The 12,438-nt window shown below is 75.4% G+C and carries 12 protein-coding genes; 8 read left to right on the top strand and 4 right to left on the bottom strand.

Annotated elements, in window-relative coordinates:
* Positions 1–9: 9 nt before the first annotated feature.
* The 7 genes from ureG (at position 10) to ACL02T_RS16375 (ending at position 7,092) form a co-directional block, all read left to right on the top strand.
* Complete coding sequence (gene ureG / locus ACL02T_RS16405; RefSeq protein ID WP_412831587.1) at positions 10–771, top strand: urease accessory protein UreG; 762 nt, start codon at positions 10–12, stop codon at positions 769–771.
* 1 nt (position 772) lies between these two features.
* Entirely contained in the window at positions 773–1,717 is a 945-nt protein-coding gene (locus tag ACL02T_RS16400; RefSeq protein WP_412831586.1) for an urease accessory protein UreD, read from the top strand.
* Entirely contained in the window at positions 1,714–1,917 is a 204-nt protein-coding gene (locus ACL02T_RS16395; protein ID WP_412831585.1) for a hypothetical protein, read from the top strand. Before ACL02T_RS16400 ends, ACL02T_RS16395 begins: the two co-directional genes overlap by 4 nt.
* Positions 1,914–3,146, top strand: coding sequence for an allantoicase (alc, locus tag ACL02T_RS16390; RefSeq protein WP_412831584.1), 1,233 nt, complete (start codon positions 1,914–1,916; stop codon positions 3,144–3,146). The genes ACL02T_RS16395 and alc overlap by 4 nt, the downstream gene beginning before the upstream one ends.
* Before the next feature lie 284 nt (positions 3,147–3,430).
* Positions 3,431–4,303 carry a universal stress protein gene (locus ACL02T_RS16385; RefSeq protein WP_412831583.1) on the top strand — a complete coding sequence of 291 codons (873 nt, stop codon included), beginning with the start codon at positions 3,431–3,433 and terminating at the stop codon, positions 4,301–4,303.
* Positions 4,300–6,852, top strand: a complete 2,553-nt coding sequence (locus ACL02T_RS16380; protein ID WP_412831582.1) for a plasma-membrane proton-efflux P-type ATPase — start codon at positions 4,300–4,302, stop codon at positions 6,850–6,852. The genes ACL02T_RS16385 and ACL02T_RS16380 overlap by 4 nt, the downstream gene beginning before the upstream one ends.
* A gap of 75 nt (positions 6,853–6,927) precedes the next feature.
* Positions 6,928–7,092: a hypothetical protein gene (locus tag ACL02T_RS16375; RefSeq protein ID WP_412831581.1), complete on the top strand. Its 165-nt coding sequence runs from the start codon at positions 6,928–6,930 to the stop codon at positions 7,090–7,092.
* Here the strand turns inward: ACL02T_RS16375 and uraH are convergent.
* Positions 7,077–7,400 (bottom strand): hydroxyisourate hydrolase, encoded by a 324-nt coding sequence (uraH, locus tag ACL02T_RS16370; RefSeq protein WP_412831580.1) that lies wholly within the window; start codon positions 7,398–7,400, stop codon positions 7,077–7,079. The two genes, ACL02T_RS16375 and uraH, sit on opposite strands and share 16 nt — an antisense overlap.
* A gap of 92 nt (positions 7,401–7,492) precedes the next feature.
* Between uraH and pucL the strand changes: the two genes are divergently transcribed.
* Entirely contained in the window at positions 7,493–8,389 is an 897-nt protein-coding gene (gene pucL, locus ACL02T_RS16365) for a factor-independent urate hydroxylase (RefSeq protein ID WP_412831579.1), read from the top strand.
* A 119-nt stretch (positions 8,390–8,508) separates the two neighbouring features.
* Here pucL and ACL02T_RS16360 read toward each other — a convergent pair whose 3' ends face one another.
* The 3 genes from ACL02T_RS16360 to ACL02T_RS16350 form a co-directional block, all read right to left on the bottom strand.
* Positions 8,509–10,059 carry an alpha/beta hydrolase gene (locus ACL02T_RS16360; RefSeq protein ID WP_412831578.1) on the bottom strand — a complete coding sequence of 517 codons (1,551 nt, stop codon included), beginning with the start codon at positions 10,057–10,059 and terminating at the stop codon, positions 8,509–8,511.
* A gap of 245 nt (positions 10,060–10,304) precedes the next feature.
* Entirely contained in the window at positions 10,305–11,570 is a 1,266-nt protein-coding gene (locus ACL02T_RS16355) for a DUF6986 family protein (RefSeq protein WP_412831577.1), read from the bottom strand.
* Positions 11,571–11,698: 128 nt separating this feature from the next.
* Positions 11,699–12,373 carry a lysophospholipid acyltransferase family protein gene (locus tag ACL02T_RS16350; protein ID WP_412831576.1) on the bottom strand — a complete coding sequence of 225 codons (675 nt, stop codon included), beginning with the start codon at positions 12,371–12,373 and terminating at the stop codon, positions 11,699–11,701.
* Positions 12,374–12,438 lie beyond the last annotated feature (65 nt).

Here is a 12,438-nt window from a genome sequence, read left to right as displayed (position 1 = left end):
AGCACGCCGATGAGCGGCGACCCCACCGATCAGCACGGCCCCATCCATCAGCGCGGCCCCGGCCATCAGCACGGTCACGGCCACCTGATCTCCTTCGACCCCACCGAGTCCGAGCCCGACCACCACGCCGCGCCGCCCGCGCACGGCCGGGCGCTGCGGATCGGGATCGGCGGACCCGTCGGATCGGGGAAGACCGCGCTGGTGGCGGCGCTGGCCCGTAGCCTCGGCGAGCGGGTCCGGCTCGCCGTCGTGACGAACGACATCTACACGACCGAGGACGCGGACTTCCTGCGTCGCAACGCCGTGCTCCCCCCGGAGCGGGTCGAGGCCGTGCAGACCGGGTGCTGCCCGCACACCGCGATCCGGGACGACATCACCGCCAACCTCGACGCCATCGACACGCTCGAGGAGCGCTTCGGCTCCCGCGACGGGCAGAGCCTCGAGCTGGTGCTGGTGGAGAGCGGCGGCGACAACCTGACCGCGGTGTTCAGCCGCGGCCTGGTCGACGCGCAGATCTTCGTGGTCGACGTCGCGGGCGGGGACAAGGTGCCGCGCAAGGGCGGCCCCGGCGTCACCACCGCGGACCTGCTCGTGATCAACAAGACCGACCTGGCGCCGCTGGTCGGCGCGGACATGGACGTGATGACCGGCGACGCCCGGCGGATCCGCGGGGAGCTCCCGGTGATCACCCAGTCGCTGGTGGAGGACCCGTCGGCGACCGACGTGGGCGCGTGGGTGCTCGAACGGCTCGGCACGCGGGCGGCGGCCTGACGTGCGCGCCCGGGCCGTCCTGACCGTCGAGCGGGGAGCAGGCGGACGCAGCGTCGTGCGCGAGCTGCGGTCGCAGTCGCCGCTCTCGCTCGTGCCCCGGCGCGGCACCGCGGCGGCGACCGACCCGACGGCGACGGTCCACATGGTCGGCTCGGCGAGCACCCCGTTGGCGGGCGACGACGTGGAGCTCACGGTCCACGTCGGCGCCGGTGCCGCGCTGGTCCTGACCGGGGTGGCGGCGGCGGTCGCGCTGCCGGGCGTCGACCGGCCCAGCTCCCTCACCCTGCGGCTCACCGTCGAGGAGGGGGGCTCGGTCCAGTACCTCCCCGAGCCGACGGTGATCACGGCCCGGGCCCACCACCACACGCTGCTGCACGCCCGGCTCCACCCGACCGCCCGGCTGCGGGTCCGCGAGGTCCTGGTGGGCGGTCGGGCCGGGGAGCCGAGCGGCCGGTACCGGGGCACGGTGCGGGTCGAGGAGACCGCCGCTGCGCACGACAGTGCCGTTCGTGCGGTCGGCGGTGAGTTCGGCGGCGACCCCGGCTCGGTGCACGACGGTGCCGTTCGTGCGGTAGGTCTGCACAGAAGTGCCGTTCGTGCGGTCCCGCTGCTGCACCAGACCCAGGAACTGGGTGATGCGCTGCTGCAGGGCTCGTCCGCTCACCTCGCCGGGCGCCGGGTGCTCGGCACGGAGGTGCTGCTCTGGGGCGAGGACGGGGAGGCCGCGGCCGGGAGCTGGTGGTCGCTCACCCCGCTCGCGCTGCGCGGGAGCCTCGCCACGGCCGTCGGGCCCGATGCGGTGAGCACCCAGCGTGCCCTTGCCGCGGCCGTCGCGGCACATCCCGGCTGGACCGCCGCGACGGTGCACGGCAGTGCCGTTCGTGCAGTAGGTCCGCACAAGAGTGCCGTTGGTGCAGCCACCGAGACCCACCAGGAGGCACCGTGAGCGAGCTCGACCTCGCCCCCGACGACGCGTTCGTCGTCGACGCCCGCCGGCTCGCGCACCGCAACCCGATCACCCCCTCCGACGGCCGCGCGCCGTGCGGGGTCGTGCGGAGCACGTGGCTGCGCGGCTCGACGATCGACACCTCCGGCCCACCGGCCGGCCGGCTGCTGCGACGCGGAACCAGAACAGGAGAGCGATGACCCGGCCCGATGCCCGACCCGCCCGGCCCCGGTCCGCGCCGGAGGTCGCGCGCCTCGACGGCCCGGACCTGGACGCGGACTTCGTCCGGCTGCCCGACCTGGCGGCGCGGCGACTCGGCGGGGCCGTCGTGGCCGCCAACGACGACTTCTTCGCCGACCGCGCCGCGCTCGTCATGCCCGGTCCGGTGCAGCCGCGCACCGAGTTCGGCTACCGGGGCAAGGTCTACGACGGCTGGGAGACCCGCCGGCGTCGCGAGCCCGGCTCCGACCACGCGGTCGTCCGGCTGGGAATCCCGGGGATCGTGCACGGCGTCGTCGTGGACACCTCGTACTTCCGCGGCAACTACCCGCCGGAGATCTCGGTCGAGGCCACCGCGCTGGAGGACTATCCCGGTGAGAAGGAGCTGGCCACCGCCGAGTGGGAGACGCTCGTGCCGCGCTCGCCGGCGAAGGGCGACCGGGCCAACGTGTACGACGTCCGCAACCCGCGCCGCTGGACGCACGTCAGGTTGACCATCCACCCGGACGGCGGGGTCGCGCGGTTCCGGGTGCACGGCGAGGCCGTGGTGGACCCGCGGCTGCTGCACGGCACCGTCGACCTCGCCTCGCAGGATCGCGGCGGACTGGTCGTGAGCTGCTCGGACAGGTTCTTCTCCGCGCCGGCGAACCTGCTGCTGCCGGGGCCCGCCCGCACCATGGGCGAGGGCTGGGAGACCGCCCGGCGCCGCGACGCCGGCAACGACTGGGTGATCGTCGCGCTGGCGGGGCCCAGCCGGCTGCGCGACATCGAGTTCGACACCAGCCACTTCGTGGGCAACGCGCCGGGCGAGGCGCAGATCAGCGGGTGCCGGGTCGACGGACCGATCTCGCCGGACGCGCTGGTGTCGCGGGTGTGGACGCCGATCGTGCCGCGTCGGACGGTCCGGCCCGACACCCCGCACCGCTTCGGGATCCGCCCCGGTTCGCCGGTCGTCACGCACCTGAAGATCGACATCTATCCGGACGGCGGGTTCGCCCGGCTGCGGGCCCACGGCGAGCTGACCGACGCCGGGGTGGAGGCCGCCGCCGCCCGCTGGCTCGACGCCCTCCCGCCGATGCACCTGCGCGACGCCCTGTCCGGCGCGGGCCTCGACCCCGCACTGATCAACGGCGCGCTGCGGGCCGCCCGTGCCCCGGGCGCGGAGTGGCCCCAGGAGCTGCTCGACGCCTTCGCCCCGCGCCGGCCGTGACCCCCGCCGCTCCTGCTTGCCCGCCGGCACCGATCCCCCGCCGGCCCCGACGCTCCGCCGCCCCTGCCCCCCGCCGGCCCGCGCCCTGCCGGCGGCCACGTGGGGGCGGGCCGTGACCTGCGCGGCGCCCGGGTCGTCGTGATCGTCGGACCGGCCGGGTTCACGACCGTGGCCCCTGCCCCGGGGCGGCCCGGGGACCCTGGTCAGCGGGTCGTGCGCCCGGTACCGCGGCGATGCCCTCCGGAGCAAGGTCGTCGCGGAGCAGATCTGCAGGAGGGAACGCAGTGGGCGACGTGCACGAGGACGGACGAGCGGTGGTCGTCGGCGTCGACGGATCCGACCGGGCGCGCGACGCGGCCGTCTGGGCGGCGCAACGGGCCCGGCCCACCGGGGCCACGGTACGGCTGGTCACGGCCACCGCGCCGGCCGGACGACACCTGGGCGACGCCGGGGGGCCGGGGTACGACGCGGACCTGCGCCGGGAAGCGGCCCACGGACGGCTCGCGGCCGCGGCCGCCCTCGTCCACCAGATCGCACCGGAGGTCCCGGTCGGGCAGGTGATCCGCGATGGCGACCCGGTCGCGGTGCTGACCGCGGAGTCGGCGACAGCCGCCCTGCTGGTGCTCGGCAACAGCGCTCATCGGGGCATCGGCGGGGTGCTCGCCGGGTCGGTGCTGACCGCGCTGACCGGGCGCACCCACTGCCCTCTCGTCGCGGTGCGGGGGTCGTTCCGGGGCGAGGAGGGCGGGCCCGTCGTCGTCGGCGTCGACGGCTCACCGGCGAGCGAGGCGGCGCTGGCGTTCGCCTTCACGACCGCGGCCGAGCACGGGACGGTGCTGGTCGCCGCGCACACCTGGATCGACGCCCCGGCGGGCGGGTCGCGGAGCTGGGCCGCGGTGGAGGAGCAGGAGCGCGAGGTCCTCGCCGAGCGACTGGCCGGCTGGGCGGAGAAGTACCCCGAGGTCGAGGTCCGGCGGGTGGCCGGGCGGGACCGGCCGGCGAACACGCTGGTCGAGCTGGCGGACGGGGCCCGGCTCGTGGTGCTCGGCTCGCGGCGCCGCGGCCCGGTCGCCGGCGCGCTGCTGGGCTCGGTCGGGCGCGAGGTGCTGCATCGCGCCCGGTGCCCGGTCGCGGTCGTGCCCGGGGCCACGCGATGACCACGGAGCGTCGGACCGGGACGCCCGGACGCGGGGACCGGGGGCCGGCCGGGCCCGGTCCGACGCCGCCCGCGGCCGAGGGCGCGGCCCGGGGGTTGACCTCCGAGGAGGCCCGGTCGCGGCTGGAGCGCACGGGGCCCAACGAGATCGCCGAGAACCGGCGCAACCCGGTGCTGGTCCTGCTGGGCTACTTCTGGGCCCCGATCCCGTGGATGATCGAGGCGGCACTGGCGTTGTCGCTGGCCGTCGGGAAGTGGACAGACGCCGCGATCATCGGCGCCCTGCTGCTGATGAACGGTGGCGTGGCCTTCGCCGAGGAACACCAGGCCGCCACCGCGATCGCCGCCCTGAAGAGCCGGCTGGCCGGCACCGCCCGGGTGCTCCGGGACGGCCGCTGGGGCACGGTGCCGGTCCGCGACCTGGTGCCCGGCGACGTGATCCGCACCCGGATCGGCGACGTCGTCCCGGCCGACGCCACGCTGCTCGACGGCGGCCCGCTGGAGGTCGACCAGTCCGCCCTGACCGGCGAGTCCCTGCCGGTGACCTGCGCGGTGGACGGCCTGCTCTACTCCGGCGCCGTCGTGGTCCGCGGCGAGGGCGACGCGCTCGTCGGTGCCACCGGACCCGACAGCTTCTTCGGGCGCACCACGGCCCTCGTCCGCGATGCCGGCGAGGTCAGCCACTTCCAGCGCGCCGTCCTCCGGATCGGCCGGTGGCTCATCGGACTGGCCGCGGTCCTGGTCACCCTGACCGTCGTCGTGGCACTGCTGCGCGGCAGCCCGCCGGCCGACGTGCTCGAGTACGCCCTCGTGGTCACGATCGCCTCGGTCCCGGTGGCCCTGCCCGCGGTGCTCTCGGTGACGATGGCCGTCGGGGCACGGCGGCTGGCCCGGCGCGACGCCGTGGTGTCGCACCTTCCCGCGGTCGAGGAGCTCGGGGGCATCGACGTCCTGTGCGCGGACAAGACCGGCACGCTGACCCGCAACCAGCTGGCCGTCGTGGATCCCTGGACCGCGCCCGGCGTGACCGTCGACGCGCTGCTCGGTGCGGCGGCGCTGGCCTCGCGCGCGGAGGACCGGGACCCGATCGACCTCGCCGTGCTCGCCGCCGCGGGCGACCGGCGACCGGGCACCGTCGAGCGGTTCGTCCCCTTCGACCCCGTCGGGAAGCGGACCGAGGCCACGGGCCGCTCCCCGGACGGCCGCCCGTTCGTCGTGACGAAGGGCGCACCGCAGGTCGTCGCCGCGCTCGTCCGGGCCGAACCGGCACCCGGCACCACCGCGACGGGGGCCATGACGGCCGCGGTCGAGGACGCCGCACGCCGCGGTCGACGCTCGCTCGCCGTGGCCCGCCGGGACGGCGACGGCCCGTGGCGGCTCCTCGGGCTGCTCCCGCTGGCCGACCCGCCACGGGACGACTCCGCGGACACGGTCGCGTCGGCCCGGACACTCGGCGTGCGTGTCCTGATGGTGACCGGCGACCAGCTCGCGATCGCCCGCCAGGTCGCCGGCGACGTGGGCATCGGGACCGGCATCGTCGACGCGGCGGCGCTGGGGGCCGGCGACGACGACCTCGCCGGGCAGCTCGAGCGCGCCGACGGCGTCGCGCAGGTCTTCCCCGAGCACAAGTTCCGCATCGTGCGGGCGCTGCAGCGGCGGGGCCACGTCGTGGGCATGACCGGCGACGGGGTCAACGACGCGCCGGCGCTCACCCAGGCCGACGCCGGGATCGCGGTCGCCGGAGCGACCGACGCCGCGCGCGCCGCGGCCGATGTCGTGCTGCTGGCTCCGGGGCTCTCGGTGATCGTGGACTCGGTCCGGCAGGCCCGCGAGATCTTCGCCCGGATGACCAGCTACGCGACCTACCGCATCGCCGAGACCCTGCGCGTCCTGTTGTTGATCGGCGTCGCGATCCTGGCCTTCGGCGTCTTCCCCGTCACCCCGGTGATGATCGTGTTCCTGGCACTGCTCAACGACGGCGCCATCCTCGCGATCGCCTACGACAACGCGCGCGGTTCGCGGCGGCCCGCCGTCTGGGACATGCGCCGCGTCGCCGCGGTGGCGTCGGCGATCGGCGTGCTGGGTGTGCTGGAGACCTTCCTGCTCTTCGCCTTCGCCGACCGGGTGCTGCACCTGCCGCCCGGCACGGTCCAGACGCTGATCTACCTCAAGCTGTCGGTCTCGGGGCACCTGACGATCTTCGTCACGCGCACGCGCGGGCCGTTCTGGAGCCGGCCCGCGCCCGCCCGGCCCCTGGTCGCCGCGGTGCTGGGGACCCAGCTGATCGCCACGCTGATCGCTGTCCACGGCCTGTTCATGACCCCCCTCGGCTGGGGCTGGGCCGGCGTGGTCTGGGCCTACTCGGTGGTCTGGTTCCTCGTGGAGGACCGGGTCAAGATCGCCGCGCACCGGTGGCTGGACCACCGGCCCGGCTCGCGGCACCCCGAGGAAACGCCCGACACCGTCGTCCCGGCCGCGCCCGAGATCCTCGGTGGGACCCGGGTCGGGGTGGGGCGCAGGCGCCGCCGCAGCCCTTTCACGCGAACGTAACCGCGGTGTGTTGCCCGGCGCCGGGCGCGCCGGTCATCCTCGGTGAACCACGTGGTTCACGCTGGAGGAAACAGCTTGCAGACGCTCGACCCGGGCACGTTCACCGATCTCGGCGTGTACCCGACCGAGCCCACCGCCGCGGCGGAGTGCCACCGCCGCTGGGGCTTCGTGGTCCTCCGCGACCTGATCCCGTCCACCCTCGACGACGCCGCGCACGGGCAGCGTCAGCTGCCGCGGTAGGTCGTGTACGAGTAGGGCGAGAGCAGGAGCGGGACGTGGTGGTGCCCCCGCTGCGGGTCGGTGGTGAAGGCGATCGTGACCTCGGGGAAGAAGGCCTCCTGGCCGGTCGTGGCGTGGTAGGAGCCGGTCGCGAACACCGCGGTCCACGTGCCGGCGGCGGGCGGGCCGGTGTAGAGGTCGGCCACCCGGCCGTCGTCGTCGGTGGTGCCCGCGTGGGCGGTGCCGTCCGGCGCGGTGAGGGTGACCGCGACCCCGGCGGCCGGACGACCGAGGGCCGTGTCGAGGACGTGGGTGCTGATGCCTGCCATGCCGCAGAGCATCGCAGTGGGCGCCACGGTGGGCGCCCGCCACCGACGGGACCCGACCCCTCACCACCTGCACCCGAACGACCGGAGGACCAGTGGGCATCTCGCTCGGCGACACCCAGTACGGCAAGGCGGAGTGCCACCTGGTGCACGTGGACCGGTCGACGCCGGCGCACACGATCACCGACGTCACCGTCACCAGCCAACTGCTCGGCGACTTCGCCGACACCTACCTGACCGGCGACAACGGCAGGGTCATCGCCACCGACACCCAGAAGAACACCGTCCACGCCCTCGCCCGGCGGCACGGCGTCGGGTCGCCGGAGGCGTTCGGGCTGCTCCTCGCCCGCTACTTCGTCGAGGGCTTCGACCAGGTCACGGGGTCGCGGCAGGAGGTGAACCTGGACCGCTGGGAGCGGATCACGACCACGGAGGGCGGCCCCCACGGCCACGCGTTCGTCAGGCCGGGGGGCGAGGTCCGCACGTGCGTGGTCACCAAGCACGGGGCGGAGGAGACGGTCGTCTCCGGGCTCACCGGGCTGACGGTGCTCAAGAGCACCGGCAGCGAGTTCCGCGGCTTCCCGGACGTGCCGTACACCTCGCTCGTCGAGACGGACGACCGGATCCTCGCCACCGCCGTCACGGCCCGGTGGCGGTACCTGGGCACGGACGTCGACTGGGACGGGTCGTTCACCTCGATCCGGCAGATCCTGCTCGACGGGTTCGCGCTCACGCACAGCCTCTCGTTGCAGCAGACGCTGTACGCGATGGGCGAGGCCGCGCTGACGGCCCACCCGGAGGTCACCGAGATCCGGTTCTCCATGCCCAACAAGCACCACGTCCTGGTCGACCTCGAGAAGTGGGGCCTCGACAATCCCCACCAGATCTGGCACGCCGCCGACCGGCCCTACGGGCTGATCGAGGCCTCCGTCGTCCGCGACGACGCACCCCCGGCCCCGGGGGCGTGGGCGGGCGTCACGGGCTTCCTCTGACGGCCGCCGGCCCCGGGTCCGCACCCGCCCGGTCGCCGAGGGCGGCGCACCGAACGCACGCGGGACGGACGAAGGGGTCCGGCGGCACGTCTGCCGCCGGACCCCTCCCCGGTCCTCCGTCAGGATTCCGTGAACCGGCAGTGCAGGTCTTCCTGGGGCACCGTGAGGTTCACCAGGTAGGCGCCCACCGCGGAGTCCACGCAGGAGTTCCCCTGCAGCGCGGCCGTGTGCTGCGTGCCCTCGACCGTGACCAGGCGCGAGCCCAGCGCGGCGGCCAGGTCGACGCCGGCCTGGTACGGCGTGGCGGGATCACCCGTCGTCGAGATCACCAGGGTCGGCGGCAGGCCCTCGGCGTGGGGCAGGTGCGGCTGCGAGGTCGGCGTGACCGGCAGCTGGGCGCAGGTGTCGAGTGCCCCGTCCCCGACCGGCAGGCCGGGGTCCGCGAACGGGGCCGCCTCGGCGGCGCGGCGCTGGAGCTCGGCCTGCTGGGCCCGGTCCGTCGTCCGGTTCCCGTCCAGGCAGTTCACGACCATGAGCGCCTCCTGGTCGTTGCCGTAGCCACCGTCCGGGCGGCGGCCGTAGTACGCATCGGCCTCTACGAGCAACGGGGTGCCGTCGCCCGCCCGCAGCTCCGCGAGGCCCTTCGTCAGGTGCGGCCACCCCGCCGGGTTGTACAGCGAGGCGACCACGGCGGTGACCGCGTCCGAGTAGGACAGGGTGCGCCCGTCGGCCGCGGGTGCCGGCGTGTCGAGCAGCGGCCGGGCCAGGGCCTGGAACTCCGCGGTCGTCCGGGCGGGGTCGGTGCCCAGCGGGCAGTCGGCGTACCGCGTGCAGTCCGCGGCATAGGTGTCGAAGGCGGCCTGGAAGCCCGCCATCTGCGCGATCGCGCTCTCGGCACCGGTCTGCTTCGGGTCGACGGCGCCGTCGAGCACCATCGCGCGGACGTTCTGCGGGAACATCTCCGCGTAGGTCGACCCGATCCGGGTGCCGTAGGAGTAGCCGAGGTAGGTCAGCTTCTCGTCGCCCAGCGCCGCCCGCAGGACGTCCATGTCCCGGGCCACGTCGCGCGTGCCGGCGTTGGCCAGGACGTCGGAGCCGCCGGAGCGCTGCACGCACTCCTCGGCCTGCTGCCGTGCCCGCTCCTCCGCCGCGGCCGGGCCCCCCTGGACCGTCTCGCGCGGGGACTCGGCCCGGTGGGAGTCCCACTCGGCGTCGGTGAGGCAGTCGATCGTCGGCGTGCTGTTCCCGACGCCGCGCGGGTCGAACCCGACGATGTCGAAGACCCCGCCGGCCAGCCCCTGCGCGAACATCGCCGCCATCTCCACACCGGAGCCGCCCGGGCCACCGGGGTTGAGCACCAGCGAGCCGACACGGTCCCGGCCGCCCCGGGCGCGCAGCACGGCGACCTCCGCGGTCCGCCCCTCCGGCTTCGCGTAGTCGAGCGGGACGGTCAGCCGGGAGCACTCCAGGCCGGGGCTGCCGAACAGTTCGCGCTGCCGGTCGTCGTCGGCGAGCGGGAGGCACGGGCCCCAGGCCAGCACCTGTGTGTAGAAGGGCGTGAGCGCCGCCGGCGGCTCGACCGGTGCCGGTGGCGCCAGCAGCAGCATCCCGGGCAGCGCGCACGACGAGAGCACCACGGCGCCCGCCACCGCCGCCACGGCGAGCGCCACCCGGCGCACCCCCCTCGGTGCTCCGATCCGTGCCGTCCCCGTCCCCGTCCCCGTCCCCGTTCTCGATCTCACGTTCCGTCCTCCCCGATCCGACGCCGCGGGCTCGCGGCGGGTTCAGCGGAGGATGGCGGCGGGGCCGACACCCGGACGAGGGAGCGCGCACCCGAAACGCCGGGGGCGGACCCGACGGCCGGGGTGGGGACGGCCCCGGTGCGCCGGGCGGCGGGCGATCCGGGCGAGTCGGATCAGCGCGGGGAGCGGGTGGTGCGACGGGCCAGCCGGGACAGCTCCGCGAGGTCGGCCCCGGTCTCCTTCTCCACCCACTGGCCGTCGAGCGCGCCGCAGTCGATGCCGCGCAGCAGGAACCCGGCGAGCGCCGTGGCCGTGGCCGGCTCGTCGAGGAACCCGGAGTCGGTGCGCTCCCGGTACGCGTGCAACCGGGCGGCGGCCGCGTCGGCCGCGTCGCGGAAGAAGGCGAAGACCGCCGTGAACCGGCTCGGCAGCTGGGCCGGGTGCAGGTCCCAGCCCTGGTAGAAGCCGCGTTCGAGGGAGCGGCGGACGAGCCGGCCGTGCAGGTGCCACGCCGCGCGCACCGCCTCCGGTGAGCCGACCGGCAGGACGTTGGTGGAGCCGTCCGACAGCCGCACGCCGGTGCCCGCCGCGGCGACCTGCATCACGGACTTCGCGTGGTCGGCCGCCGGGTGCTCCATGCTCTGGTACTCCGCGGCGATGCCGAGCGAGGCGGAGTAGTCGTAGGTGCCGTAGTGCAGGCCGGAGCAGCGGCCCTCGGCGGTGGCGATCATGCCGGGCAGCGGGGAGGCGCCGTCGGGCCCGAGCACGGTCTGCGGGGTCTCGACCTGGATCTCGAACCGCAGCGTGCCGCCGGGCAGGCCGTGCGCCTCCTCGAGCGCCTCGAGCACCGCGACCAGCGCGGTGACCTGGGCCGCCGCCGTGACCTTCGGCAGCGTGACGACGAAGCCGTTGGGCACCCCGCCGCGGGCGGCCAGCTCGGCGACGAACGCGGTCAGGGTGCGGACCCCGCGACGCCGGGTCGCCGCCTCGAGGCTGCGGAACCGGATCCCCGTGAAGGGCGGCGCGGTCCCGGCGTCGACGGAGGCCACCAGCTCCGCGGCCGCGCGGCGGACCTCGGCGTCCTCCTCCGCCTCGGACCGCACGCCGTAGCCGTCCTCGAAGTCGATCCGCAGGTCCTCGATCGGCTCGGTGACCAGCTTGTCCCGGACCCGGGTGCGCAGCGCGTCGGCCGCGGACGCCGGGATGCCCCAGCAGGCGGCCAGCTCGGCCTGGCCGGGGGCGTGGGCGTCGAACACCTCGCAGGCGGTGGCGCCCCACGCGGCGGACAAGGACCGGTCGAAGCGGTCCGCCGGCACGTAGACCGTGTGCACCGGCTGCCGGGTCCCGACGTCGCCGGGGTAGGCGGCCGCGAGCACGGCGTCGACCGGGGCGAGATCGCGGTCGACCGCGGCCGCCAGTTCCTCGGCGAGATCCCTCATGGACGGATCCTGCCTCACCGAGGGCCCGTCGTGCCGGACGGCGGAGGTGATCCGCCCGCGACCCGGCGGTGGTCGCCGCCGTGGGCACGATGGTCGAGCGGTTCGGGCCGGCCGTGCGCGAGCCGGCGTCAGGCCGCGGCGGCCTCGCCGGGGCGCCGGTGGTAGCGGTCGACGTACTCCTGGCCGCTGAGCTCGGCGATCGCGTCCATGATCTCGTCCGTGACGGCGCGGCGGATCGCGGCGGAGCCCTCGAGGCCGTCGTACCGGCTGAAGTCCAGCGGCCGGCCGAAACGGACCTCGATCGGGGCCACACGCGGCAGCCTGGCGCCGACCGGCTGCACCTTCTCGGTCCCCACGAGCCCGACCGGCACCACGACGGCACAGGTGGACAGGGCCAGCGACGCGACGCCGGTGTGCCCGCGGTGCAGCCGGCCGTCGAGCGAGCGGGTGCCCTCGGGGTAGATGCCGAAGGCACCGCCGGCGCGCAGGACCGTGCGCCCCGCCTCGAGCGCGGCGAGCCCGGCCTTGGCGTTGGCCCGGTCGACCGGGACGTAGCCCAAGGCGGTGAGGAACCGCGCGACCAGCCGCCCCTTGAGGCTGCACGAGGTGAAGTACTCGGCCTTGCCGAGGAAGGCCACCGGGCGCGGCGTGACCAGCGGTATCACGGCCGTGTCGACGGCCGCGCGATGGTTCGCGGCGAAGATCACCGGCCCGGACGCCGGGACGTTCTGCATTCCCTGCACCCGTGGCCGCCAGATCATCCGCACCAGCGGCGCCAGCACGCACCTGATCAGGAACTGCATGGCTTCCGATCCTCCCTGACCCGGCCGGACGCACCCCACGTCGTCCGGACCAGTGTGGCGTACCC

The organism is Pseudonocardia oceanicola (assembly GCF_047200735.1).
Lineage (GTDB): Bacteria > Actinomycetota > Actinomycetes > Mycobacteriales > Pseudonocardiaceae > Pseudonocardia.
This window is presented reverse-complemented; position numbering and strand designations above follow the sequence as displayed.